The sequence below is a fragment of the Sinomonas soli genome (genome assembly GCF_054782415.1).
Genome location: NZ_BAAGSN010000009.1, coordinates 46,765 through 72,211, shown reverse-complemented (window position 1 = coordinate 72,211; position 25,447 = coordinate 46,765). Strand labels below are relative to the sequence as shown.

Genomic DNA, 25,447 nt, shown 5'->3' with positions numbered 1-25,447 from the left:
CCACACCGCCATCGGCAAGCTCCCGCCCATCAGCCGGATGCCAAACAACCTGGCTGGGCACTACACCTAGCCTCCCCCGCCTTCCTCTCGCCGCCCGGACGCCCGGCAGGACCGAAGCCTCTGGCAATTACTTGGAAGTCCGAGTATCTTCGGTCACAGATGACCTGGGTCACACATGAGCAAAGGAGCTTTCCATGATCCACGACCTGTACCACTACGTCGGCGGCGCGCGCGTCGACGGGACCTCCGGCCGCTTCGGCGACGTCTACAACCCGTGCACCGGCGAGGTCCAGGCCCGGCTCCCGCTCGCCAGCCGCGACGAGGTCAACGAGGCCGTCGCCGCTGCCGAGAAGGGCCAGGCCGAGTGGGGCGCCATGAACCCGCAGCGACGTGGCCGGATCCTGCTCAAGTTCGTGGACCTCGCCAACGAGCACATGGACGAGCTCGCCGAGCTCCTGTCCTCCGAGCACGGCAAGACGTTCGCCGACTCGAAGGGCGACGTCCAGCGCGGCCTCGAGGTCGTCGAGTTCTCCGCCGGCGCCGCCCCGCACCTGCTCAAGGGAGAGTTCTCGGACAGCGTGGGCACGGGCATCGACGTGCACTCGCTGCGCAAGCCGCTCGGCGTGGTTGCCGGGATCAGCCCGTTCAACTTCCCGGCCATGATCCCGCTGTGGCAGGCGGGCCCGGCCCTGGCAGCGGGCAACGCGTTCATCTGCAAGCCGAGCGAGCGCGACCCCTCGGTCCCGCTCCGCCTCGCCGAGCTCCTCACCGAGGCCGGTCTGCCGGACGGCGTGTTCAACGTGGTCAACGGCGACAAGGAGGCCGTGGACGCCCTCATCGAGGACCCGCGGGTCAAGGCCATCGGGTTCGTCGGGAGCACGCCCATCGCCCAGGCGATCTACGCCGGCGCCGCAGCCCACGGCAAGCGCGCGCAGTGCTTCGGCGGCGCCAAGAACCACATGGTCATCCTCCCGGACGCGGACCTGGACATGGCCGCGGACGCCCTCATCGGGGCAGGCTACGGCTCCGCGGGCGAGCGCTGCATGGCCATCTCGGTGGCCGTGCCCGTGGGCGAGGAGACCGCGGACGCGCTCGTGGCCAAGCTCCAGGAGCGCATCAAGGGCCTGCGCGTCGGAGCGAGCATGGACAAGGACGTGGACTTCGGCCCGGTCGTGGCGGCCTCGGCCAAGGAGCGGATCGAGGGCTACATCGCCCAGGGCGCCGAGGAGGGCGCCGAGCTGCTCGTGGACGGCCGCGGCCACACGGTGGACGGCTACGAGGGCGGCTTCTGGGTGGGCCCCACCCTGTTCGACCGGGTCACCGAGAACATGTCGATCTACCGCGAGGAGATCTTCGGCCCCGTGCTCAGCGTGGTCCGCGCCGCGGACTACGACGAGGCCCTGCGCCTGTGCAGCGAGCACGAGTTCGGCAACGGGGTCGCGATCTTCACCCGCGACGGCGACGCCGCCCGTGACTTCGCCAGCCGGGTCGAGGTGGGCATGGTCGGCGTCAACGTGCCGATCCCGGTGCCGATCGCCTACTACACGTTCGGCGGCTGGAAGGCCTCGGGCTTCGGCGACCTCAACCAGCATGGCCCGGACGCGTTCCGCTTCTTCACCAAGACCAAGACCGTCACCACCCGGTGGCCCTCCGGCGTGCGGCAGGGCGCCAGCTTCGTCATGCCGGCGGGCAGCTGAATGGCTGGGCCCACTGCGGCACCGGACCCGGCGCCCCCCGGAGCAGCCGAGCCGGAGGTCCTGTTCGAGCGGCGGGGACGGCTCGCCGTCGTCGTGCTCAACCGGCCCCGCGCGGTCAACGCGCTCACGGTGGGCATGGCGGAGGCCATGCTCGCCCGGCTGTCCGCGTGGGCGACGGACGGCGCCGTGGACACGGTCCTCGTGCGCGGCGCCGGCGAGCGGGGGCTGTGCGCGGGCGGGGACATCGTGGCGATCTACCGGGACATGCAGGCCGGCGGCCACGCCACCGAGGACTTCTGGGCCACCGAGTACCGCCTCAACTCGCTCATCAGCCGCTACCCGAAGCCCTACGTGGCCCTCATGGACGGGCTCGTGCTGGGCGGCGGCGTGGGCGTCTCGGTGCACGGCTCGCACCGGGTCGTGACGGACCGGACGCGGATGGGGATGCCGGAGACCACGATCGGGTTCGTGCCCGACGTGGGCGGAACGCTGCTGCTCGCCAACGCGCCCGGCGAGTCCGGCACGCACGCGGCGCTGACCGGCGCCCACCTCGACGGCGCAGACGCACTCCACCTCGGCCTCGCCGACTTCTTCGTCCCGGCCGCACGGCTGGGCGAGCTCGCCGAGGCGCTCGAGACGGAGACGGCGGACGACGCCGTGGCGCGCCTCGCCGTCGAGCCTCCCCTCTCGGAGCTCGCGGAACAGCGGGGATGGATCGACGAGGCCTATGCGTCGGAGGACGCCGAGGAGATCGTGCGCCGGCTCAAGGCCAGCCCCGCGCCGGCTGCCTGGGAGACGGCGGCCTCGATCGAGACGAAGTCCCCGCTGGCCGTGAAGGTCACACTCGCGGCGCTGCGCCGGGCCCGGGCCCGCGGCCCCGTCCCCGGGGCGCTCGAGGAGGCCCTCGACACCGAGTACCGGATCGGCCTGCGCCTGCTCGCCGGACACGACTTCCGCGAGGGAATCCGCGCCCAGGTCATCGACAAGGACCGCACGCCCCGCTGGATCCCGCCCACCCTCGCGGAGGTGGGCCCGGCGGACGTCGACGCCTGCTTCGCCCCGCTCGAGGCGGACGAGCTGGGCCTTGCCGCAGGGGTGGCGGCCCTGTGACCTCGCAGCACGAGACAGAAGGAGACACCATGAGTGAGCCGTCCGCGTCCGGAACCATCGCCTTCCTCGGCCTCGGCCACATGGGCGGCCCCATGGCGGCGAACCTCATCACCGCGGGCTACACGGTTCTGGGGTACGACCCGGTCCCGGCCGCCGCGGACGCCGCACGGGCGCACGGCATCCCCCTCGCGGAGTCCGCCACAGCGGCGGTCGCCGGCGCGGCGATCGTCCTGACCATGCTCCCCAGCGGGCGCCACGTCCTCGACGCCTACCGCGGCACCGAGGGCCAGCAGGGCCTGCTCGGGGCGGCTCCGCCGGGCACCCTCTTCCTCGACTGCTCCACCATCAACGTCACGGAGGCGCAGGAGGCGGCCGAGGCGGCCGTCGCCGCCGGCCACCGCTCGGTGGACGCCCCCGTCTCCGGCGGGGTGGTGGGCGCCGAGGCGGCCACCCTGACGTTCATGGTGGGCGGGGAGGACGACGACGTCGCAGTGGTCCGGCCGATCCTGGAGACCATGGGCAAGCGCGTGGTCCACTGCGGCGCCCACGGCCTCGGCCAGGCCGCGAAGGTGTGCAACAACATGATCCTGGGCGTGTCCATGATCGCGGTGAGCGAGGCGTTCGTGCTCGGCGAGAAGCTCGGGCTCACGCACGAGGCCCTCTTCGACGTCGCCGCGCACGCCTCGGGCCAGTGCTGGGCGCTGACCACCAACTGCCCCGTGCCGGGCCCGGTGCCCACGAGCCCGGCGAACCGCGGCTACCAGCCCGGATTCGCCGGGGCGCTCATGGCCAAGGACCTCCGCCTCGCCGTCAACGCGCTCGAGCACACCGGGGTGGCCGCCGAGATGGGCCAGCTCGCGTCCCGGATCTACGACTCCTTCGTCGACCAGGGCGGCGCGGGCACCGACTTCTCGGGCATCATCAACACGATCCGGGAGCAGTCCGAGGCCTGACCCCTCCCCGCCGGACCGCGGTGACCAAATGCCCTGTCCGCCCCGCTGTCCTGGGAGGACCGTGGACGCAGGGGCTGCGGGCGGACGTGGGGCGTGCCGCCCACGCAGCGCGGGAGGAGCCTGCCATGACCAAGGGAATCATCACCAGGACCTGGATCTGGGGCATCATCGGCATGGTGATCGGCCTCGTGGTCGCCGGGGTGGCCACGGCCGTCATGCTCGCCTACGGCGGGACGTATGTGAGCGCGCGCAGCGGCAACGGCTACGACTTCGTGCCGACGCCGGGCGGCACCTTCTGGTCCACGGTCGTGTTCATCTGCGTGGGCGGCCTCATCGCGCTCGGCGGCATCATCGCCCAGTTCGTGGCCTGGGTCGGGGCGCTCGTGAACTCGTACCAGCTGCCGGACAAGATGTGGTTCCTGCTGACCCTGCTCCTGGGGCTGATCGGCTTCGGGCTCGTCGTGATGATCGTGTACCTCATCGCGGCCCCTGAGGGCTACCCGGAGAAGGCCCGGCCCGAGGCCGCCCGGGCGGGGTACCCTGCACCGCCCGAGGACCCGTTCCCCCGCACCGCCTGACGCTGACCTCCAGGAGGTGGCCTCCAGAAGAGGGGGGCATCCGGCGCAGCCGCGGCTCACGCGGTGAAGTCGCCGGCCTGGCGGCGGAAGTCCCCGAGGATGCGCAGGAGCGCGTCGACGTCGTCGCCGGTGAAGCCGGACCGGCCGAACACCTCGGCGTTGAGCGCCACGGTGGCCTTCTCCGCAAGCGCGCGGCCGCTGTCCGTGAGCTCGATCAGCGTGGTGCGCCCGTCGGTGGGGTGCGGTGTGCGCGTGACGTAGCCGGCCCCCTCGAGCCGGTCCACGGCGTTGGTCACCGAGGTGGGGTGCACCTGCAGGAGGGCGCTGGCCTTGCTCATCGGCAGCGCCCCGGTGCGGGCGAAGCTGAGCAGCGCGAGCATCTCGTACCGCGCGAACGTGAGTCCGAGGGGCTTGAGCACGTCCTCGATGCGCGCGATGAGGATCTGCTGGGTGCGCATGATGGCCGTGATGGCGGCCATGGGCGCCGCGACCTCCGCCCATCCGTTGCGTTCCCAGTTGCGCCGGGCATCGGCGATCGGGTCGCGGGGAAGCGGGGCGCCCATGGTCCTCCTGTCACAGCGTGGATGTGCTGGCTAGTCTCTCAGGCCGGGGAAGTCGGCCTCTGCGTACTCGATGCCATACCCGCCGGCGGCCGCCTCGGAGTGCCGCGCCTGCTCGGTGTGCCGCAGCTCGACCCGGCGGATCTTGCCCGAGATGGTCTTGGGAAGCTCGCTGAACTCGATGCGGCGGATCCTCTTGAACGGGGCGAGCTGGCTGCGGCAGTAGCGCAGGATCTCCTCGGCGATCTCGGGCCCGGGCTCGTACCCGCCGGCGAGCACCACGAACGCCTTGGGCACCGACAGCCGCACCTCGTCGGGGGACGGCACCACGGCGGCCTCGGCAACGGCCGGATGCTCGATCAGCACGCTCTCGAGCTCGAACGGGGAGAGCCGGTAGTCGGAGGACTTGAACACGTCGTCGCCGCGGCCCACGTAGGTGATGACGCCGCTGGCATCCCGCGTGGCCATGTCGCCCGTGTGGTAGTAGCCGCCGCGGAAGGCGTCGGCGGTCTTCTCGGGGTCGCCGTAGTAGCCCTTCATGAGGCCCACCGGGCGAGGATCGAGGCGGAGGCAGAGCTCGCCGTCGTCCGCCTCCTCGCCGGTGGCGGGGTCCACGAGCACGACGTCGTAGCCCGGCAGCGGGCGTCCCATCGCACCGACGGTGACGGGCTGGCCCGGGGTGTTGGCGACCTGGACGGTGGTCTCGGTCTGCCCGAAGCCGTCGCGGATGGTCACGCCCCAGGCCTTCTGCACCTGCCCGATGACCTCTGCGTTGAGCGGCTCGCCGGCGGAGACGACCTTCCGCGGCGGGGTCTCCAGCTGGGTCAGGTCGGACTGGATGAGCATGCGCCACACGGTGGGCGGGGCGCAGAAGCTCGTGACGCCCTCGCGGCCCATCTGCTCCAGGAGGGCGGAGGCGTCGAAGCGCTCGTAGTTGTAGATGAACACGGTGGCCTCGGCGATCCACGGCGTGAAGACGTTGGACCACGCGTGCTTGGCCCAGCCGGGCGAGGCGACGTTGAGGTGGACGTCGCCGGGGTCGAGGCCGATCCAGTACATCGTGGAGAGGTGCCCCACCGGGTAGGAGACGTGGGTGTGCTCCACGAGCTTGGCCCGCGAGGTGGTGCCGGAGGTGAAGTAGAGCAGGAGCGTCTCGTCCGCCCGGGTCGGCGCGTCCGGGGCGAAGTCGGCGGAGGCCTGGGCCGAGGCCGCGTAGTCGAGGGCCTCGCGCGCGGGGGCCGGGTCCGCCCCGGCGCCCCCGACGACGATGACGCGGTAGTCGCCGGGCACGTCGTCGAACTTGTGCGCGTTGGCCCCGCCGACGACCACCCAGTGGGCACCGCCTCGCTCCACGCGGTCCTCGAGGTCCCGGCGGCCCATGAGCGTGGTGGTCGGGATCATGACGACGCCGAGCTTGATCCCGGCGAGCATGAGCTCCCACAGCTCGACCTGGTTGCCGAGCATGATGATCATGCGGTCGCCGCGCCGGACTCCCTGGTCGCGGAGCCAGCCGGCCACCTGCGACGAGCGGGCGGAGAGTTCGGCGAACGTGCGGCGGGTCGAGCTGCCGTCCTGCTCCACGATGACGAGGGCTGGCTGGCTCGCCCGCACCGGGTCGGAGCCGAGCGCGTCGAACCAGTCCAGGGCGAAGTTGAACTCCGCGAAGCGGGGCCAGACGAACTCGTCGTGGGCCCGGGCGTAGTCCTCGCGGAGCTCGAGCAGCCTGTCGCGGGCAGCCCTGAAGTCGTCGGTGACAGTCATCGCCTCGCCTTTCCGTCCTAGTGATCTCCGTCACGATGAAATATAGTTGGACTTCCTAGGGTTTGAACAGCGCCGCGATGAAGAGGTCCCTATGCTCCACGCACAAGCCACGCTCCGCCCGGCCGCCGCGCCCGCGGTCCCCTTCCCGGACGCGGACCTCATGCGCGTCGCGGACCTGCTCTCCCCCGCGGAGCGGGAGCGCTTCGCCGAGCTGCGGGAGGTCCTCCAGGAGCAGGTCCGGCCCCTGGCCGCGCCGTTCTGGAACCGGGAGGAGTTCCCCTTCGCGCTCCTGCCGAAGCTCGCGTCCCTGGGGCTCGGGCGGCTGCAGACGGACGGGTCCTCGCGGCTGTTCCAGGGACTTGCGTACATGGAGACCGCTCGGGCCGACGTCTCCCTGTCGGCACTCGTCGGGATCCACAACGAGCTCGTCGTGGGCATGGTCCACGACCTCGGCTCCGAGGAGCAGAAGCGGCGCTGGCTGCCGGGCCTCGAGGCGTTCACGTCCCTCGGCGCCTTCGCGCTCACCGAGCCGGAGCACGGTTCGGACATCGCCGGCGGCCTCGCCACGACCGCGACGCGCGACGGCGACGGCTGGGTCCTGCACGGAGCGAAGCGCTGGATCGGGGCCGGCACCATTGCCGACTTCGTCCTCGTCTGGGCCCGGGACACGGAGGACGGCGCGGTGAAGGCCTTCATCGTCGAGACGGACCGTCCCGGCTTCACGGCCACGAAGATCGCGAACAAGATCGGGCTGCGCATCATGCAGAACGCGGACCTCGTGCTCGACGGCGTCCGGGTGCCCGAGGCGAACCTGCTGCCAGGGGCCACGGCGTTCGACCGTGCCAACGATCTCCTGCGGGACTCCCGCGCGTGGGTCGGCTGGCAGGCGGCGGGGATCCAGCTCGCCGCATTCGACATCGCCCGGGCGTATGCGCTCGAGAGGATGCAGTTCGGCAGGCCGCTCGCCGGCTTCCAGCTCGTCCAGCAGCAGCTGTCCGAGATCCTCGGCAACGCCCAGGCGTCCCTGTCCCTCATGGTCGAGCTCGCCCGCATCCAGGAGGCCGGCCACCTCGAGATGGCGCAGTCGGCGATGGCGAAGGCGACCACCACGCGGCTGGCCCGCTCCTCGGTGGCCATGGGCCGGTCGCTGCTGGGCGGCAACGGCATCACGACCGACTACGAGATGGCGAAGCTGTTCGGCGACGCCGAGGTCCTCTACACGTACGAGGGCACCTACGAGATCAACTCGCTCATCGTGGGGCGGGCCGTGACGGGGGCCTCCGCGTTCGTCTGACGGGCTGCGGTGGACCGCACAGCGCCGCATCGCGGAAAGCTCTGGCGCCCGGCGGCGTCGTATGACTACGGTTCCCGTATGGAACAGGACGATCGCGTGCCGCCGCCCCCGGGCCTTGCGGCATACGACCACGACGCGCCGCTCGACGACGGCTACAGCCAGGGCGAGAACTACGGCCACAACCAGGAACCGCTCCAGCTGCATGACCCCCGCCGCTACGCGGACACACCGCCCGGCGAGCCGCGCGTCGAGCTCCCCGCCCCGCCCGAACCGGCGCGGCCGAAGCGCCGTCCCCACACCGCGGGCCTGGGCACCTCCGGGGCCGCAGGCATCCCCGACGCCGCCGGCGCCGTGCACACCGGGTTCGGCGACACCGACCGCGACTGAGCGCGCCCTACCGGCGAGTTCACACACGCGCACACACTCGCGGACGGCCGCCCGCATCGGCAAGACTGGCCCCATGCACAACACCGACTTCATCCAGGTCTCGCACGCCGGATCGCTCCCCCGCACGCCCGAGCTCCTCGCGGCGAACGCAGCCCAGGCCGCGAACCCGGACGATTCGGCGGCTTTCGAGGACCTCCTCGCCGGCTCCGTCAAGGACATCGTCGCGAAGCAGCGCGAGGCCGGGGTCACCCTGCCGAACGACGGCGAGTACGGCCACACGATGTCCAACTCGGTGGACTACGGCGCGTGGTGGAACTACTCCTTCTCCCGCCTCGGCGGCCTCTCGCAGGGCGGCGTGGACCGCTGGCAGATGACCGAGGAGATCCGCTCCGAGCCGGGCCACATCCGCCTCACCACGATGCGGGACCGCCGCGACCGGGTCCGCTTCAACGAGGCCTACAACGATCCCAACTCGTTCATCCTCACCGGCCGCAAGCCCGTCGCCCAGCCCACCGTCACGGGCCCCATCACGTACATCGGGCAGGAGGCCGTGCAGCGCGACGTCGCCAACCTCAAGGCCGCCCTCGCCGCGAACGGCTACGAGACCGGGTTCCTCCCCGCCCTCTCCCCCGGTTCCGCGAGCCGCCTCCTGAACGAGTACTACCAGGACGAGGAGGAGCTGGTCTTCGCGTGCGCCGACGCCATGCGCGAGGAGTACAAGGCCATCATCGACGCCGGCCTCACGGTCCAGATCGACGATCCCTCGATCGCCGAGAACTGGGACATGATCAACCCCGAGCCGAGCCTGGCGGACTACCTGAAGTTCACCCAGGTCCGCGTCGAGGCCCTCAACCATGCCATCCGCGGCCTGCCGCAGGAGCAGATCCGCTTCCACCTGTGCTGGGGCTCCTGGCACGGCCCGCACACCACGGACATCCCGTTCAAGGACCTCGCCGAGACGATGCTCTCGATCAACGCCGGCTCCTACTCGTTCGAGGCGGGCAACGTCCGCCACGAGCACGAGTGGAAGGTCTGGCGGGACCTCGACCTGCCCGAGGACAAGACGATCGCCCCGGGCGTGGTCTCGCACGCGACCAACGTGGTGGAGCACCCGGAGCTGGTCGCGGACCGCATCGAGAACTTCGCCTCGATCGTGGGCCGCGAGCGCGTCATCGCCTCGACCGACTGCGGCCTCGGCGGCCGCGTCCACCCGCAGATTGCCTGGGCCAAGCTCGAGTCGCTCTCCGAGGGCGCGCGGATCGCGAGCCAGCGGCTCTGGGGCTAGGGCATGGCGCACGACGCCGGCGGCCCGGCTCCCGCGGCAGGGCCGCCGGCCGCTGTGGCCCCGGAGCAGTCCCATGGGGTCACGCTCCGCTTCCTTGCGGCGCCGACGGACAAGGGCCACTCCGGCTCGGTCGACGCCGGCACCGTCCTCGAGTGGGTCGACAAGGCCGCGTACGCGGCGGCCGTGGGCTGGGCAAAGACCTACTGCGTGACGGCCTACGTGGGCAACATCCACTTCGCCGACCCCGTCAACGTCGGGGACATGGTCGAGGTCACGGCCACGATCGTGTACACCGGACGCAGCTCGATGCACATCCGCACCGTGGTGTCCTCGGGCGACCCGAAGGGCGGCACGCCCACGATGCGCAGCGACTGCCTCGTGATCTTCGTGGCCGTCGGCGAGGACGGGCGCCCCGTCGAGGTCCCGGCCTGGGTCCCCCGGACCGAGGCCGAGCGGGAGGCGGAGGCCCACGCGAAGGCCCGCGTGGCCGTGCGGGACGAGATCGTCGCGTCCATGAAGCGCCAGGAGTACACCGACGCCGGCACCGCCGAGCGCGTGGTCCTGAGGTTCCTCGCGGCCCCGACGGACGTGAACTGGGGCGGCAAGGTCCACGGCGGCACCGTCATGAAGTGGATCGACGAGGCCGCGTACGTGTGCGCGTCCCGGTACTGCGGACGGGACGCCGTCGCGGTGTTCTCCGGCGGGGTGCGCTTCTACCGGCCGCTGCTCATCGGGGACGTCGTCGAGGTCGAGGCCAGGCTCGTGTACACCGGGACGAAGGGCATGCACATCGCGGTCCACGTCCGCTCGGGCTCGCCCCGAGGACACGGGCTGCACCTGACCACCTACTGCCTCACGGTCATGGTGGCCCGGGACGAGACCGGGACCGCGGTGTCCGTGCCCCACTGGGAGCCTGTCTCCGACGAGGACCGGCGCCTGTGGGAGCACGCCCGCGAGCTGCTCGAGATCCGCGGGAAGGCGCCCGGGGGCCGCCTGCCGAACCACCTGCTCGGGGCCTGACCCCGCCCGCGGCTCCGCCGCGACTTCCGCGTAGCGGGGCCGCCGGATACGCTTCGCCTGTGCCACTTCGGGGGTGGCCATCTCGGGGAGGAACTGACGTGCGCGTCACCACGGTCCGGGGGCACCGCAGCGCCCTCAGAATCCTGTCTGCCTGCGCTCTGGGCGCCGTCCTGTGGGGCGGTGCGAGCGGCCCGGCGAGTGCGACGACCCCGCCCAGCCCGCCGCCGTCGGCCACCGGTACCGCGACGGCGCCCCCCACAGCCTCGCCCACGGACGCTGCGGGTGCTGCCACGCCGGCCCCCACCGGGACCGCCTCGCCGACGGACACCGCGCCCGCGCCGGCCAGCAGCGCCGCCGCCACCGCCGCGCCGTCGGACACGGCGGCCGCGCCGACCGCGTCCGCCACGCCCACCGCGTCCGCCACGCCCTCGGCCGCCGACTACGCCGTCCGCGGGGCGATCGGGGCCAAGTACGCCGCCGACGGCGGCGCCTCCGCGCTGGGGGCGCCCCTGGGCAACGAGGTGTGCACGGGCCCGCGGGGCGGCTGCTACCAGTGGTTCACCGGGGGACTCATCTGGTGGTCCCCGACCACGGGCGCGCACACGGTGCGCAACGACGGCTTCCGCTTCCGCTACGAGCTTGAGAACTGGGCGTGGGGGCCGCTGGGCTACCCGCTCTGGGACATCGAGTGCTCGGCCCCGGGCGGTGGCTGCTACCAGCGCTTCGAGGGCGGCATCCTGTGGAGGGACCCCAGCGGGAACCCTGCGACCTGGCCGCACGGCGGGATCGGCGCCCGATACGCCGCGCTGAACTGGGCCTGGGGGCCGCTGGGCTACCCCGCAGGCGACGAGCAGTGCTACCCCGGCAGCACCACCTGCTGGGAGCCGTTCGGCGGCGGCAGCATCTGGTGGAGCCCCTCCACGGGCGCCCACATGGTCCGCGGCGCGATCGGCTCGGCCTGGATCGCCGACGGCTGGGCCCTCGGGCTGCCGCTGCAGGACGAGCAGTGCACGGCCCCCCGCGGCGGCTGCTACCAGTGGTTCGAGGGCGCCGTGTACTGGTGGTCCGCAGGGTCTGGGACGCACTACGTCAAGGGCGGCATCAAGGCCGCCTACGAGCGGCTCAACTGGGCATGGGGCGGCCTCGGCTACCCGCTCACGAACGAGTACGCGGTCAGCACCGGCCAGCGGCAGGACTTCCAGGGCGGCAGCATCCTCTGGGACTGGCACAGCGGCGCCACGTCCGTGCTCTGGCGCTGATTCCGACGTCGTGCTTCCCCTCCGGGCGAGTCTGGGCTAATCTACAACCAAATGGTTGTAGATCAGAGCCTCCGAGACCTGTCCGACGCGGAGATCGACCGGATCTTCGCGGCGCTGGCCGACGCGACCCGCAGGGACATCCTGCGGCAGTCGATGCTGCGCGACCAGTCCGTCTCGGAGCTCGCCCGGAACTACGCCATGAGCTTCGCGGCGGTCCAGAAGCACGTCGCGGTGCTCGAACGGGCACTGCTCGTCACGAAGGAACGGCGCGGCCGGGAGCAGATCGTGCACTCCAATCCCGCGGCGCTCCGCACGGCGGCCCGCCTCCTCGACGCCTACGAGGCGCTGTGGAGGGACCGCATCCACCGCATCGAGGCCATCCTCGGCGCGGAGACACCGCAGTCAGGCACCGACCAGGGGACCCAGCAATGACCGTTGTCAGCAGCACCAAGGACACCGAGAACCTCACCCTCACGCTCGTCACCGAGTTCGCCGCCGAGCCGGCCCGGGTATGGCAGGTGTGGGAGGATCCGCGCCAGCTCGAACGGTGGTGGGGGCCGCCCACGTGGCCCGCCACCTTCGCCATGCACAGCCTCGTTCCCGGCGGCCGCTGCCACTACTACATGACCGGGCCGGACGGCACCAGGGCCCACGGGTGGTGGGAGATCACGTCCGTGGACGCGCCGCGCCGCCTGGAGATCGAGGACGGCTTCGCGAACGAGGACGGCTCCCCCTTGGACCCGGAGGACACCACCTCCTTCGTGGTCACGTTCGAGGACCTCGCACCCGGCACCCGCATGACCACCGTGAGCAGGTTCCGCAGCCTCGAGCAGCTCGAACGCATGGCGGAGATGGGAATGGAGGAGGGCATGCGCCAGGCCTCCGGCCAGATCGACGCGCTGCTCGCCGAGGACGCCCGGGACCGCGCCGGCGAGCCGGCCGCCGGCTGACCCCCATCCGGCCACAGCACCACGGCGCCGGGCCACCCGAGGTGGCCCGGCGCCGTCGTCCCCGTCCCGGCGCGGCTAGCTGTGCGCCCGGTCCGGCCGGCTCAGCACCACGAACGAGCGGCGGTGGCTGATGTAGTCGCTCGGCCACGTGGCCAGGGCGCGGATCTTCTGCATGCTCCCGGACAGCAGCACCACGTGTACGCCGAGCCAGGCGAGGAAGGCGAGCGGGCCCGAGAGCAGCTTGCGGTTCGGGCCCGGCCCGACCTCCGCCACCGCCGATCCGCGCCCCACCATCGCCATGTAGCCCTTGTCGGAGTAGTGGAAGGGCTCGCGGGGGCGGCCGTCGATGTCGGCGAGGATGTTCTTCGCCGCCCACCCGCCGGCCTGCAGCGCGCAGGAGCCGAGCTGCGGGAGCTTGTTGCCCTTGTCGTCGGTCATGTTCGCCGCGTCGCCCAGGACGTAGACGCCGTCCATGCCGGGGGCGGTCAGGTCGGGGTTGACGTCGATCCGCCCCCCGCGGCCCTGCGGCAGCCCCGAGCCGGTGACCACGGGGCCGGCCTTGAGACCGCCGGCCCACACCACGAGGGTGGCCGGGATCTCGCTGCCGTCCTTGAAGACCACCTTGTCCGGGGCGATCTCGCTCACCGGGACGCCGAGGTGGAGCTCGACACCCATCCCCTCCAGCCGGCGGGCGGCGTACTGCTTCGACTTGTCCGAGAAGGCGTTGAGCACGTTCGGGATCATGTCCACGAGGTGAACCCGGCACCGGCTGGCGAGCCGCGGGGAGAAGTAGTCGCCGAGGACGTACTTGACCGTCTCGGCCATCGCCCCCGCCGTCTCCACGCCCGTGGGGCCGCCGCCGATCACCACGAAGTTCAACTCCGTGCCGTCGTCCGCCCGGTCTGCCGCCTCGAGGGCGTTCGAGAGCGCCCCGCCGAGGCTCACGGCGTCGTCCACCGAGTACAGCGGGTAGGTGCGTTCCTCCGCCCCGGGGGTGTTGAAGAAGTTCGCCTCCGCGCCGGAGGCGAGCACGAGGAAGCGCCCCTCGTGCACCTTGCCGTCCGAGGTGGTGACCCGCTTCGCGGCCGGGTCCACGGACGTGACCTCCTCGACCAGCACGCGCACGTTGGGCTGGCTGCGGAAGATGTCGCGCAGGGAGCGCGCCACCTCCGAGACGCCGAGCTGCACGGTCGCGACCTGGTACAGGAGCGGCTGGAACTGGTGGTAGGGATTCTTGTCGATCAGGAGGACCCGCACGCCCTTGCGCCCGAGTGTCTGGGCAGCTGCCACGCCCGCGAACCCTCCGCCGACCACGATGACTTCGTAGTTCTCGTCCACACGCGCGACACTACCGAGTTGCCAGCGGGCTGTGAACCGCCCGCGCAGCCGGGCGCGGCGGCACTCCTTGTCGCCGCGCACAAGGTGAGGCGCCCGTTCCTGTGCCCGGACCCACACGCCGTGCCCCGCGGGCCGCCTAGCATGGTGCGGGTCATGGGCCTCTGCGGGGGCCGGGAGCGCTTCAAGGAAGAGGCAGTGAGCCGAACGATCAATGACATCCTCGCGGAGCTTCCGGCGGGATGGGCACGACTCGGGCTCGACGCGGCAGGGGCAGACCCCTCCGTCGGACGGGTCCTCATGCTGGACGCCGAGGACACCGATGAGCAGCCCGAGGTGCGCGCGGCCCTGGTGTGCCTCGTCGGGGCACGTGGCCGCGCCGCCCTGCCGGCCGTGAGGCGCCTGGTCGGCGCGGCGCCCACGGCGCTCGCGGTCAAGGCCTCGGAGGAGCAGGCGCCGGAGCTCGAGGAGCTGTGCAGGGCCGGCGGCGTCGGCCTGCTGCTCATCGCCCCGGACGCGCCCTGGGACCAGATCCTCTCGGTCGCCAAGTCCCGCCTCGACGACGCCGAGCCGCAGCCTGCGGCGATGGCGCTGCTCGAGGAGGACCTGTTCGCCCTCGCCCAGACCACCGCAAGGGTCACGTCGAGCCATGTGGTGATCGAGGACGCCGCGAACAGGGTCCTCGCGTACTCGACGCTCTCGAACAACATCGACGAGCTCCGCAAGGCCTCCATCCTGACCCGGCGCGGGCCCCGCGAGTACGAGCTCATGCTCAAGGACCTCGGCGCCTACCGCGAGATGCACCGCAGCCGCGGCGTCGTCCGCGTGCCGGCCAGCCCCGACCAGCAGCTGCGCGAGCGGGCCGCGATCGCCATCTTCGCCGGCGAGCGGATCATGGGCTACATCTGGCTCCAGGAGACCGGCTCGGGCTTCGGCGACGACGTGGTCTACGCGCTGACGGGCGCGGCCCGGCGCGCGGCATCGGAACTGATCCGCTACCGGAACCAGCAGTCGGTCACCATGCACGAGGACCGGATCGGCCGTCTGCTGTCTGGCCCGGCAGAGGCAGCCGCGGCCGCCAGGACCCTCGGCGTGGCGGTCGACACGCCCTCGTGCCTGCTCCTGGTCGGCCTGTCCCGCCCCGACGCCCTCGCCGAGGACGCCGAACTCGTCCACGGGCAGCTCGCCGACCTCGTCGCGCTGCACGCCGCCGCGTTCAAGGCGTCCTCGATCGTGGGGCAGCACGAGGGCCACACGGCCGTGGTGGTGCCCAGCCTGGCCCCGCGCACGGCCACCGCCGCGCTGCGCTCGCTCGCGGGCCTGATCGTAGCGGACGCGCGCCGCCATCTGGGGGCCGTGGCCTTCGTGGCCATCGGCCGGATCGTCCCCGGCGTGGCCACGCTGCACGGCTCCCGGGCGGAGGCGGCGGCCGTCCTGGACTGCCTCGTGCGCGACGGCGGCCTGCAGGTCGCGTCGATCGAGGACGTCGAGACCGAGGTCCTCCTCCACGAGGCCATCGCCCGCTTCGCCTCCTCCGGATTCAGGCACCGCGCGCTCACGGACCTCCTGCTGACCGACGCGGAGCTCGCGGAGACGCTCGAGAGCTACTTCAGGGCCTCGATGGACGTCTCCGCCTGCGCCCAGGCCATGCAGGTCCACAGGAACACCGTCTACTACCGGGTCGGCAAGGCCGAGCGCCTCACCGGCCTGGACCTCGGCAACCCCGCCCACGCCACGATCGCCCAGCTCCACCTGGGCCTGTGGCACCGCGGCGAGCTCGACGGCGCCGGGAGCGGGCGATGAGCGGCGGCCCGGCCCTCCTCCAGGCCCGGCGCAGCGCCGGAGTCGACCCCGACGCGCTCGGCGGCCTCCTCCAGGACCTCGTCCACGAGTTCCGTCCCACCCGCGTCCAGGGCTCTGTCCCCGGCCACATCCCGCATCTGGCCGCAGCCGACTTCAGGCACTTCGGCATCGCCGTGGCCATGGTCTCGGGAGAGGTCCTCACGGCCGGGGATGCCGGGGAGCCGTTCCTGATCCAGAGCATCTCGAAGGTGTTCTCGCTGGCCCTGGCCCTCGGGCACGAGGACGGCCCGGGCCTGTGGTCCCGGGTCCTCCGCGAGCCCTCGGGGACCGCCTTCAACTCGCTCGTCCAGCTCGAGGCCGAGGGGGGCATCCCCCGCAATCCCTTCATCAATGCGGGCGCGCTCGTGGTCACCGACCACCTCCTCGACGCCTTCCCGGATGCCAGCGACCAGGTGCTCGGGCTGCTCTCCGGCCCGGCCGGAGGGGGCGCGGTGCATGCGGAGGCCTTCGAATCCGAGTTGGCCAGGAGCGAGCGGAACTTCGCCCTGGCCCACTTCCTCGCCGACCTCGGCAACCTCCGCAATCGCCCCAGCGATGTGGTCCGCCACTACGTCCGCCAGTGCTCGATCGAGATGTCCTGCGCCGATGTGGCCCGCGCGGGCCTCTTCCTGGCCAACGACGGCGTCGGCCCCTCGGGGAGGGTCGTCTCCGCCTCGGCCGCCAAGCGGATCGGCGCCGTCATGCTCACGTGCGGGATGTACGACGCCGCCGGGGAGTTCGCCTACCGCGTCGGGCTGCCCAGCAAGAGCGGGGTGGGCGGCGGCATCCTCACCGTGGTGCCCGGCGTCTGCTCCATCTGCGTGTGGAGCCCGCGCCTCGATGCCCACGGCAACTCCCTCGCGGGCACCGCCGCCCTCGCGGAGCTCGCCGACCGCACCGGCTGGTCCATCTTCTGACCCTCCACGGTGGGCGCTCCGGACCGCGCGGGGCCGCCCGAATCGGCATATTGCCAATCGTTACCGCAGTCCCATGGTCGGCCACGGTGCCCCGTGCTACGTTCGATCGAAGAGTAATGAGCGCCAGTGCCAAGCCCTGACTTAGCTGGCCGGCAACCCTCCAGGCGGCGGGGTGCCTCAGGTGACTACTCGGCATTCGTTCTCGATACGCAAGCCCGAAGGAGCCCCGTCATGCCCGATACTGCGACCGAGCAGACCGCGGCGGCAGCCGCGACCACTCCGCTCAACGACCCGGCGGCCCCCGGCGGGCCCGCCGAGGAGAAGCTGGCCTACCGGCTCCTGACCGGCCCGGACACCCGCGAGTTCTGCGCCAAGATCTCCCAGGCCCTCGCCGACGGGTACGTGCTCCACGGCAGCCCCGCCGCGACCTTCAACGGCACGGACGTCATCGTGGCCCAGGCCGTGGTCCTGCCCCACACGGTGGCCCGCGCAGACGCCGCGGTGGCCTCCGCCGTCGACTCCCTTGAGTACGAGGGCGAGGGCCACGCGTGAGCTACGCCGGCGACCTCACCCCCGAGGAGGCCTGGGCCAAGCTCGCGAGCGGCGAGGCCGTGCTCGTGGACGTGCGCACCGAGGAGGAGTGGGCCCACGTGGGCATCCCCGACACCAAGGGCACCGAGAACGATCCGCTCTTCATCCCCTGGGTGTTCGAGGGCGGGATCCCCAACCCGGACTTCGTCATGGAGCTCGAACTCCAGGGCCCCGACGACAGGACCACCCCGCTGCTGTTCCTGTGCCGCTCGGGCCACCGCTCCGCGGCCGCGGCCGCCGTCGCCACCAACCTCGGGTTCACCGCCTACAGCGTCCTCGAGGGCTTCGAGGGCGTGCCCGGGCCCGACGGCGAGCGGACCGTGAACGGCTGGAAGAACCGCGGGCTGCCGACCAACCTTGGACAGGACTGAAGACTTCCGTGAGCTTTGACATCAACGCCGCCGGCTGGAGCGAGGACACGCAGGCGGTGCGGGGCGGACTCCTGCGCACCGAGTTCCAGGAGACCTCCGAGGCGCTCTTCCTCACCTCCGGGTTCGTCTACCCCTCCGCCGAGGCCGCCGAGCGGGCCTTCACCGGCGAGGAGGAGCGGTTCGTCTACTCGCGCTACGGCAACCCCTCGGTCGCGACCTTCCAGGAGCGGCTCCGGCTGCTCGAGGGCACCGAGGCGTGCTTCGCGACCGCGTCCGGGATGTCCGCGGTGTTCACCGCGCTGGCGGCCCTGCTGGGAGCCGGGGACCGGGTCGTCGCGGCGCGCAGCCTGTTCGGCTCGTGCTTCGTGATCCTCAATGAGATCCTCCCCCGCTGGGGCGTCGAGACGGTGTTCGTGGACGGCCCCGATCTGGACCAGTGGCGCGAGGCGCTCTCGCGGCCCGCCACCGCCGTGTTCTTCGAGTCCCCGTCGAATCCGATGCAGGAGCTCGTGGACATCCAGGCCGTCGCGGACCTCGCGCATGCCGCGGGCGCGAAGGTCGTCGTCGACAACGTCTTCGCCACCCCCCTGCTCCAGCGCAGCCTCGACTTCGGCGCCGACGTCATCGTGTACTCCGGCACCAAGCACATCGACGGTCAGGGCCGCGTGCTCGGCGGCGCCGTGCTCGGCACGAAGGAGTTCATCGACGGGCCGGTGAAGAACCTCATGCGCCACACGGGCCCCGCGCTCTCGGCCTTCAACGCCTGGGTGCTCTCCAAGGGCCTGGAGACGATGGGGCTGCGCGTGCGGCACTCCTCGGCGAGTGCCCTCGCGATCGCCGAATGGCTCGAGGCGCGGCCCGAGGTCCGCTGGGTCAAGTACCCGCATCTCGCCTCGCACCCGCAGTACGAGCTCGCGAAGAAGCAGATGAGCGCCGGCGGAACCGTCATCACCTTCGAGCTGGATGCCCCCGAGGGCCGGGGCAAGGAGGCGGCCTTCCGCCTCCTCAACGGGCTGCAGGTCATCGACATCTCCAACAACCTCGGCGACTCGAAGTCCCTCATCACCCACCCCGCTACGACGACCCACCGGGCCATGGGCCCTGAGGGGCGCGCGGCGATCGGGCTCGGCGACGGCGTGCTGCGGCTCTCGGTGGGGCTCGAGGACGTCGGAGACCTGATCGGGGACCTCGAGCGGGCGCTCACCCACGGCGGCTGAGCGGCGTGCGGCACTTCGAGATCGTCATCACCACGCCCCTCTCCGCCCGCGAGGCGTGGGCACGGGTGCTCGACCTGCGCGGGCATGACCGGTTCATCCCGTTCACGCGCATCACCCGGGGACTGGCCACGGCCGACGAGCTCCATGCCGGGCACCTCTTCACCGGGCGCACCGCCGTGGGCCCGGTCGGCTTCGACGACACCATGACCATCGAGTCGATCACGCCGCCCACCGACTCGGCGCCCGGCCGGGCCAGGATCGTCAAGGGGGGCCCGCTCGTGCTGGGCGCGGTGGACCTCACCGTCTCCGCGCACGACGGCGGCTCGACCGTTCGCTGGTCGCAGGAGTTGGGCGTGGCCCGCCTCGGGCGGGTCGGGAGCTGGGCGGCCGGCGCGGTCGCCCCGCTGCTCTACCGGCCGCTGCTCAAGCGCCTCCTGCGCCACGGCGGCTGAGCGGAGCCGGACTTCCTCCCGCCGTGCCGGAGAATGGGCCCATGGACGCTCGTGGCAGGGACCTCAGGGTGCCGCCGCAGCCCGGCGCGCGGTGCGGGGTCACCATCCCGGCCTCCGAACTCGTGGAGCGGTTCAGCCGCTCGAGCGGCCCGGGCGGCCAGGGCGTCAACACGACCGACAGCCGGGTGGAACTGCTCTTCGACCCCGGCGCGAGCGCGTCCTTCTCGGACACCCAGCGCGAGCGCGTCCTCGCCCGGCTGGCCGGCCGGCTCGTGGGGGGCCGGCTGAGCATCGTCGCCTCCGGCGAGCGCTCCCAGCTGCGCAACCGCGAGGCGGCCCGGGCCCGTCTGGTCGCGCTGCTGTCCGAGGCGCTCCTGCCGCCCGGACCCGCCCGCCGCGCAACGCGCCCCACCCGGGGCTCCCAGGTCCGCCGCCTCGAGTCCAAAAAGCGCCGCAGCGAGACCAAGGCCACCCGGCGCCGTCTCCCCCCGCCGTAGGACCCGCACCCCTTGACAGTGATCCACACCACGCCTAGCGTGAAAAAGGGGGTATATCCTATAGGAAAGAGGAGGCTATCGTGGCCGAAGCTGTCCACGGCGCCGTCGGCAGAAAGCGCTGGACGCGCCTGATCCCGGTGGCAATCATCGTCTACATCATCTCGTTCATGGACCGGACCAACATCGGGTTCGCCCTGAACGGGCTCCATAAGGACCTGGGCATCGACGCTGCCCAGCAGGGTCTGGCCGCGGGGATCTTCTTCATCGGCTACCTGACGCTCCAGATTCCCGGCGGCCACTTGGCCGAGCGCTGGAGCGCCAAGAAGTTCGTCGGCATCATGATCCTCGTCTGGGGCGTCCTGGCGGTCCTCGGCGGCTTCATCCAGAACTTCGGGGAGCTGCTCGTTGTCCGCTTCTTCCTCGGCGTGGCGGAGGCCGGCATCTGGCCCGCGATCCTGGTGCTCATCAGCCACTGGTTCCCCGCGGCCGAACGCGCCCGCGCCTACGCCTTCTGGATGATGAACATCGCGATCGCCTCGATCATCACCGCGCCCCTTTCGGGGTGGATCCTCTCCTTCTCGGACTGGCGCTGGCTGTTCATCATCGAGGGCATCTTCCCGTTCGTGATCGCGGCCCCCATCTGGTGGCTGATGATCGCCGACCGCCCGCGCGACGCCAAGTGGTGCTCGCCCGAAGAGCGCGCCTACATCGAGGAGGGCCTCGCCGCAGACGAGGCCGCCGCCCCGCAGCTCGGGCACGTGAGCATCAAGCACGTGTTCGCCAACAGCGCGGTGTGGCGGCTGACGATCGTCTACTTCCTGATCCAGATCGGCTTCTACGGCCTGAACATCTGGCTCCCGAAGGTCGTCAAGACGATCACCTCCGGCTCCTCGATCGAGGTCGGGTTCGTCACGGCGATCCCGTACGTGCTGGCCATGTTCGCCCTCTGGTACAACGCCAAGGCCGCGGACCGCTCCGGCCGCTACTCCACGCACGTGCTGCTCTCCATGGCCGTGGGCGCCGTGGCACTCGTCATCTCGGTGGCAACGGGCAGCGCCATGCCGATCCTCGCGGTCACATTCATCAGCATCGCGATGGCGGGGGCACTGGCCTACGACGGGCCGTTCTGGGCCTCGGCGTCCCGCGCCATGCCGGTCGTGGTGGCCGGAAGCGCCATGGGCCTGATCAACGCCGTGGGCAACCTGGGCGGCTTCGTGGGCCCCTACGTGGGCGGCTTCCTGCAGGACGTCACCCACGGGAGCTTCATGGCCACCTCGGTGTTCCTGGCCGCATGCCTGCTCGCGGCGGGACTGGTGATGCTCACCCTGCGCAAGGGCGGCGACCGCCCGACAGAGGGGGCCACCCCGCGGGCCGACGTCTCGCCGTCCGAACGGCGGGGCTGAGCAGCCACGGAGGACTGGAGGACACCCACGCCCCCGCAGGGCCCGTCGCCGACGGGAGCTGCGGGGGCGTCCGCGTCCGCAGCACGACCGCAGACTTGACGCGGGTCACGTGCTGTCAAATATCCTATAGGAAAGAGGTTCGGCACTTCTGCCGCCTCAGATGACTCAATGTCGAGGAGAAGCACATGACCCGGCTGTGGAATGATCCGGCCTCCTTCGCGGATGACATGGTGGACGGCTTCGTGCGCGCGAACACCCGCTGGGTGCGCCGGGTGACGGGCGGAGTCTCCCGCTCCACCCGGTCGGCAGGGCCGGAGGTCGCGCTCGTGATCGGCGGCGGCTCCGGCCACTACCCGGCGTTCGGCGGACTTGTGGGTCCTGGCCTCGCCCACGGCGCCGCGATGGGCAACCTCTTCGCGTCACCGTCCGCGCACCAGGTCGAGGGCGTGATCCGGGCGAGCGAGCAGGGCCGCGGCGCGCTCCTGAGCTTCGGCAACTACGCCGGCGACGTCCTGCACTTCGGCGCCGCCCAGGAGGCCGTGCGGGCCGATGGCATCGACTGCCGCACCGTCACGGTCACCGACGACATCTTCAGCGCCCCACCGGCCGAGGCCGAGCGCCGCCGCGGGATCGCCGGGGACCTCACCGTCTTCAAGGCCGCCGGCGCCGCGGCAGCGCAGGGCTACGGGATCGACGACGTGGAACGCGTGGCCATCACGGCCAACGCCCGCACGCGCTCCATGGGCGTGGCCTTCACCGGCTGCACCCTCCCGGGCGCCGAGGAGCCGCTGTTCACGGTGCCCGAGGGCAAGATGGCCGTGGGCCTGGGCATCCACGGCGAGCCCGGGATCGACATCACCGACATCCCGAGCGCTGACGGCCTCGCCGAGCTCTTCATCCGGCACCTCCTGGACCCCGCCGAGATCCCCGACGGCGCCGCCGTCCGCGGCGGCCGCGTGGTTCCCATCCTCAACGGCCTCGGCTCGGTGAAGAACGAGGAGCTGTACGTGGTCTACGCGCGCATCGCGGACCTCCTCGAGGAGGCCGGGCTGACGCTCGTGGACCCGCAGGTCGGCGAGTTCTGCACGAGCTTCGACATGGCAGGCGCCTCGCTCACGCTGTTCTGGGTCGACGACGAGCTCGAGCGGCTCTGGCTCGCCCCCGCGGACACCCCCGCGTTCCGCACCGGCTCGATGGACACCTCCGCGCTCGAGCCCGTCGCCGCGGCCGGCGAGGACGAGACGGAGGCCGAGCTGCCGCCGTCCTCCGAGGAATCCCGCCAGGCCGCACGGCTCATCAGCGGCGCACTCGCCGCCGTGCGGGAGCTGATCGCGGAGCAGGCCGCGGAGCTGGGCCGCATCGACGCGATCGCCGGCGACGGCGACCACGGCATCGGCATGCAGCGCGGCACGGTCGCCGCCGCGGAGGCAGCCGCCGCCCTCGCCGAGCAGGGCGCGGGCGCCGAGAGCCTCCTGGCCCGCTGCGGCGACGCCTGGTCGGACCGCGCCGGCGGCACGTCCGGGGCGCTGTGGGGCCTGATCCTCAAGACGGTCGGCTCCCACCTCGGCGACACCGAACCGGCGACCGCGGCCGCCGTCGCCGCCGGGGTCTGCGCGGCCCGGGACGCCGTCATGGAGTACGGGAAGGCGAAGGTGGGCGACAAGACCATGGTCGACGCGCTCGTGCCCTTCGCCGACACGCTCTCGGCGCGGGTGGAGGCCGGCGAGGGCCTCGCCGCGGCCTGGCAGCGCGCGGCCGCCGCAGCGGCGCAGGCCGCCGAGGCGACGGCGGACCTCATGCCCGGAATGGGCCGCGCCCGCTCGCACGGTGCCAAGTCCCTCGGCACGCCGGACCCGGGGGCGGTCTCCCTGGCCCTCATCGCCGAACGCGTCCACGCGGTCCTCGCGGCCCGCTGACCGGCCGCAGACCCACAACCCCCACAGACCCAGAACCACCACGAAGGAGCACGCATGCCCGCATGGCGCATCGTGGTCGGCGCGGACGACGCCGGCTTCGACTACAAGGAAGTCATCAAGAAGGACCTCGAGGACAACGGCCTCGTCGTGTCCGTGGCCGATGTGGGGGTGGACGCCGACGGGCACACCAACTACCCCACCATCGCCACGACCGCCGCCGAGATGGTGGCCCGCGGCGAGGCCGACCGCGCGATCCTCGTGTGCGGCACCGGCCTCGGCGTGGCGGTCGCCGCGAACAAGGTCAAGGGCATCCGGGCGGTGACGGCGCACGACAGCTTCTCGGTGGAGCGCAGCGTGCTGTCCAACAACGCCCAGGTGCTGTGCATGGGCCAGCGCGTCATCGGGATCGAGCAGGCGCGCAGGAACGTGCGCGAGTGGCTCACGTACGTCTTCGACGAGACGAGCGCCTCCAACGACAAGGTCCGCGAGATCTGCAGCTACGAAGGGCTGTGAGCGTGACGGCGTTTCCGCCCGTCCTCCTCGGCACGAGCACCAAGATGTACTTCACCCACGAGCGCACGCTCGCGTGGTGCCGCTCGGTCGCGGAAATCGCGCGCCGGCACCCCGCGACGGTGGGCGGGCGCGCGGGACTGTTCGTGGTCCCGGGCTACCTCTCCGTGCCGGGGGCACTGGAGGCGCTCGGGGGCGCCGCAATGGTCGGCGCGCAGGACCTCGCCACCGAGGACTTCGGCCCGTTCACGGGCGAGGTTAGCGGCGCCCAGCTCGCCGAGCTGGGCTGCTCCCTCGTGGAGGTCGGGCACGCCGAGCGGCGACGCCTGTTCGGCGAGGACGACGCCGTGGTGCGGGCCAAGACCGCCGCGGCGCTGCGCAACGGGCTCGTCCCGCTCGTGTGCGTCGGCGAGGCCCACCGCCTCGACCCGGAGGGGGCCGCCCAGGAATGCATCCGGCAGCTCGACGACGCCCTGGCCTCGGCCGGGGCGTCCGGCCTGTCCGGCCGGATCATCGCCGCCTACGAGCCGCAGTGGGCCATCGGCGCGCCCCAGCCGGCGGATCCCGAGTACATCCGGGCCGTGTGCGCGCCCCTGCGCGACCATGTCCGCGGGCTGCCCGGGCACCACGGCTCGGCGGTCATCTACGGCGGCAGCGCCGGCCCCGGCCTCCTCAACCAGATCGCGGACTCGGCGGACGGGCTGTTCCTCGGCCGGTTCGCCCACGATCCCGCGGCGCTGGAGGCCATCCTCGACGAGGTGCACGCCCTCCTCGGCACAGGTGGCACTGGTACTATCAGGGGCGCAGGAGGAGCCCATGACTGAGACCGTCTACCCCCTCGCCGGGGCCGCAGCCCTCGAGCGCCGGGGGCTGCGTGACCGCGTCTACGACCTCGTCCTCGACATGCTCATGACGGCCGACCTCGCCCCGGGCACCCGGCTGTCCATCGACGCGATCGCCCGGGACCTCAAGGTCTCCCCCACCCCCGTCCGGGAGGCGCTCGTGCAGCTCGAGCGCACCGGGCTCGTGACCAGAGAGGCGCTCAAGGGCTACCGTGTGGCCCCGCCGCTGGCCGAGGAGCACCTCGAGGCGCTCTTCGACGCCCGACTGGTGCTCGAGGGCGGCGCGACGGAGCTCGCGGCCCGCCACGCGGAGGCGCTCGTGCCCCGCCTCGAGCAGGCGCTCGCCGAGCACATCGAGATCTCGCACCTCGTGGACCAGGCCGTGGACGAGGGCGAGAAGCTCTCCGTGGGCCTCATCCGCGACTACTTCGCGGTCGACTGGAACTTCCACCACCTCATCTTCGAGGGCACGCAGAACCCGTTCCTGATCGACATGTCCGAGGCGATCTCGACCCGCGTCCACCGCATGCGCCAGACCGTCAAGTCCGGTGTGAGCGACGCGGACGAGGCCGTGATCGAGCACGGGGCCATCCTCGATGCCTTCCGGTCCGGGGAGCCTGGCGCTGCGACGCGCGCCATGCGGGACCACATCGAGCGCGTCCGCGAGCGGGCGCGGCGGGACGTCGCCTCCAGCTGACAC

At 72.0% G+C, this 25,447-nt stretch carries 26 protein-coding genes and 1 riboswitch; of the genes, 23 read left to right on the top strand and 3 right to left on the bottom strand.

Features of this window, described 5'->3' with window-relative positions; all coding sequences use genetic code 11:
• Nucleotides 1-194: 194 nt before the first annotated feature.
• The 4 genes from ACYVKZ_RS09700 (at nt 195) to ACYVKZ_RS09685 (ending at nt 4,338) form a co-directional block, all read left to right on the top strand.
• A complete protein-coding gene (locus ACYVKZ_RS09700) occupies nt 195-1,697 on the top strand; it encodes a CoA-acylating methylmalonate-semialdehyde dehydrogenase (protein WP_460991957.1) in 1,503 nt (500 codons plus the stop codon).
• On the top strand, nt 1,698-2,807 hold the full coding sequence (locus ACYVKZ_RS09695) for an enoyl-CoA hydratase/isomerase family protein (RefSeq protein WP_460991955.1): 1,110 nt from the start codon (nt 1,698-1,700) through the stop codon (nt 2,805-2,807). It begins immediately after the preceding gene.
• A gap of 29 nt (nt 2,808-2,836) precedes the next feature.
• Entirely contained in the window at nt 2,837-3,760 is a 924-nt protein-coding gene (mmsB, locus tag ACYVKZ_RS09690; RefSeq protein ID WP_460991953.1) for a 3-hydroxyisobutyrate dehydrogenase, read from the top strand.
• Between the two features lie 125 nt (nt 3,761-3,885).
• Entirely contained in the window at nt 3,886-4,338 is a 453-nt protein-coding gene (locus tag ACYVKZ_RS09685) for a hypothetical protein (protein WP_460991952.1), read from the top strand.
• 56 nt (nt 4,339-4,394) lie between these two features.
• Here the strand turns inward: ACYVKZ_RS09685 and ACYVKZ_RS09680 are convergent, their stop codons facing one another.
• Entirely contained in the window at nt 4,395-4,901 is a 507-nt protein-coding gene (locus tag ACYVKZ_RS09680) for a MarR family winged helix-turn-helix transcriptional regulator (RefSeq protein ID WP_460991951.1), read from the bottom strand.
• A 30-nt stretch (nt 4,902-4,931) separates the two neighbouring features.
• A complete protein-coding gene (locus tag ACYVKZ_RS09675) occupies nt 4,932-6,659 on the bottom strand; it encodes an AMP-binding protein (protein ID WP_460991949.1) in 1,728 nt (575 codons plus the stop codon).
• 91 nt (nt 6,660-6,750) lie between these two features.
• Here ACYVKZ_RS09675 and ACYVKZ_RS09670 point away from each other — a divergent pair, with 91 nt between their 5' ends.
• From ACYVKZ_RS09670 to ACYVKZ_RS09640, 7 genes are all read left to right on the top strand, one after another.
• On the top strand, nt 6,751-7,953 hold the full coding sequence (locus tag ACYVKZ_RS09670; protein ID WP_460991948.1) for an acyl-CoA dehydrogenase family protein: 1,203 nt from the start codon (nt 6,751-6,753) through the stop codon (nt 7,951-7,953).
• Between the two features lie 78 nt (nt 7,954-8,031).
• Entirely contained in the window at nt 8,032-8,340 is a 309-nt protein-coding gene (locus tag ACYVKZ_RS09665; RefSeq protein WP_460991947.1) for a hypothetical protein, read from the top strand.
• A 73-nt stretch (nt 8,341-8,413) separates the two neighbouring features.
• A complete protein-coding gene (locus ACYVKZ_RS09660; protein ID WP_460991945.1) occupies nt 8,414-9,625 on the top strand; it encodes a cobalamin-independent methionine synthase II family protein in 1,212 nt (403 codons plus the stop codon).
• 3 nt (nt 9,626-9,628) lie between these two features.
• Nucleotides 9,629-10,645 (top strand): acyl-CoA thioesterase, encoded by a 1,017-nt coding sequence (locus tag ACYVKZ_RS09655; RefSeq protein WP_460991944.1) that lies wholly within the window; start codon nt 9,629-9,631, stop codon nt 10,643-10,645.
• Between the two features lie 98 nt (nt 10,646-10,743).
• Entirely contained in the window at nt 10,744-11,904 is a 1,161-nt protein-coding gene (locus ACYVKZ_RS09650; RefSeq protein ID WP_460991943.1) for an LGFP repeat-containing protein, read from the top strand.
• Between the two features lie 51 nt (nt 11,905-11,955).
• Nucleotides 11,956-12,336 (top strand): ArsR/SmtB family transcription factor, encoded by a 381-nt coding sequence (locus ACYVKZ_RS09645; protein WP_307005173.1) that lies wholly within the window; start codon nt 11,956-11,958, stop codon nt 12,334-12,336.
• Nucleotides 12,333-12,854, top strand: coding sequence for an SRPBCC family protein (locus tag ACYVKZ_RS09640; protein WP_460991941.1), 522 nt, complete (start codon nt 12,333-12,335; stop codon nt 12,852-12,854). The genes ACYVKZ_RS09645 and ACYVKZ_RS09640 overlap by 4 nt, the downstream gene beginning before the upstream one ends.
• A 75-nt stretch (nt 12,855-12,929) precedes the next feature.
• Here the strand turns inward: ACYVKZ_RS09640 and ACYVKZ_RS09635 are convergent, their stop codons facing one another.
• Nucleotides 12,930-14,192: an NAD(P)/FAD-dependent oxidoreductase gene (locus ACYVKZ_RS09635; protein ID WP_460991940.1), complete on the bottom strand. Its 1,263-nt coding sequence runs from the start codon at nt 14,190-14,192 to the stop codon at nt 12,930-12,932.
• Between the two features lie 195 nt (nt 14,193-14,387).
• Here ACYVKZ_RS09635 and ACYVKZ_RS09630 point away from each other — a divergent pair, with 195 nt between their 5' ends.
• From ACYVKZ_RS09630 to ACYVKZ_RS09575, 12 genes are all read left to right on the top strand, one after another.
• Nucleotides 14,388-15,992, top strand: a complete 1,605-nt coding sequence (locus tag ACYVKZ_RS09630; RefSeq protein ID WP_460991938.1) for a PucR family transcriptional regulator — start codon at nt 14,388-14,390, stop codon at nt 15,990-15,992.
• The gene (locus tag ACYVKZ_RS09625; protein ID WP_460991937.1) at nt 15,989-16,948 is read left to right on the top strand and encodes a glutaminase; all 960 of its coding nucleotides are present in this window, start codon (nt 15,989-15,991) and stop codon (nt 16,946-16,948) included. The genes ACYVKZ_RS09630 and ACYVKZ_RS09625 overlap by 4 nt, the downstream gene beginning before the upstream one ends.
• Before the next feature lie 112 nt (nt 16,949-17,060).
• Nucleotides 17,061-17,170, top strand: a riboswitch (SAM riboswitch).
• A 9-nt stretch (nt 17,171-17,179) separates the two neighbouring features.
• Nucleotides 17,180-17,500 carry a DUF1737 domain-containing protein gene (locus tag ACYVKZ_RS09620; RefSeq protein ID WP_307005181.1) on the top strand — a complete coding sequence of 107 codons (321 nt, stop codon included), beginning with the start codon at nt 17,180-17,182 and terminating at the stop codon, nt 17,498-17,500.
• Nucleotides 17,497-17,910 carry a rhodanese-like domain-containing protein gene (locus ACYVKZ_RS09615; protein ID WP_307005182.1) on the top strand — a complete coding sequence of 138 codons (414 nt, stop codon included), beginning with the start codon at nt 17,497-17,499 and terminating at the stop codon, nt 17,908-17,910. Before ACYVKZ_RS09620 ends, ACYVKZ_RS09615 begins: the two co-directional genes overlap by 4 nt.
• A gap of 8 nt (nt 17,911-17,918) precedes the next feature.
• Nucleotides 17,919-19,127: an O-succinylhomoserine sulfhydrylase gene (locus ACYVKZ_RS09610; RefSeq protein WP_460991935.1), complete on the top strand. Its 1,209-nt coding sequence runs from the start codon at nt 17,919-17,921 to the stop codon at nt 19,125-19,127.
• A gap of 5 nt (nt 19,128-19,132) precedes the next feature.
• Nucleotides 19,133-19,579, top strand: coding sequence for an SRPBCC family protein (locus ACYVKZ_RS09605; RefSeq protein ID WP_460991934.1), 447 nt, complete (start codon nt 19,133-19,135; stop codon nt 19,577-19,579).
• Nucleotides 19,580-19,620: 41 nt separating this feature from the next.
• Nucleotides 19,621-20,076 (top strand): alternative ribosome rescue aminoacyl-tRNA hydrolase ArfB, encoded by a 456-nt coding sequence (arfB, locus tag ACYVKZ_RS09600; RefSeq protein WP_460991933.1) that lies wholly within the window; start codon nt 19,621-19,623, stop codon nt 20,074-20,076.
• An 80-nt stretch (nt 20,077-20,156) separates the two neighbouring features.
• Entirely contained in the window at nt 20,157-21,479 is a 1,323-nt protein-coding gene (locus ACYVKZ_RS09595) for an MFS transporter (RefSeq protein WP_460991931.1), read from the top strand.
• 185 nt (nt 21,480-21,664) lie between these two features.
• A complete protein-coding gene (locus ACYVKZ_RS09590; protein WP_460991930.1) occupies nt 21,665-23,395 on the top strand; it encodes a dihydroxyacetone kinase family protein in 1,731 nt (576 codons plus the stop codon).
• A 54-nt stretch (nt 23,396-23,449) separates the two neighbouring features.
• Nucleotides 23,450-23,908, top strand: coding sequence for a ribose-5-phosphate isomerase (locus ACYVKZ_RS09585; protein ID WP_460991928.1), 459 nt, complete (start codon nt 23,450-23,452; stop codon nt 23,906-23,908).
• A 2-nt stretch (nt 23,909-23,910) separates the two neighbouring features.
• Nucleotides 23,911-24,729 carry a triose-phosphate isomerase family protein gene (locus tag ACYVKZ_RS09580; protein WP_460991927.1) on the top strand — a complete coding sequence of 273 codons (819 nt, stop codon included), beginning with the start codon at nt 23,911-23,913 and terminating at the stop codon, nt 24,727-24,729.
• Complete coding sequence (locus ACYVKZ_RS09575) at nt 24,722-25,444, top strand: GntR family transcriptional regulator (RefSeq protein ID WP_460991926.1); 723 nt, start codon at nt 24,722-24,724, stop codon at nt 25,442-25,444. Before ACYVKZ_RS09580 ends, ACYVKZ_RS09575 begins: the two co-directional genes overlap by 8 nt.
• Nucleotides 25,445-25,447: the final 3 nt, after the last annotated feature.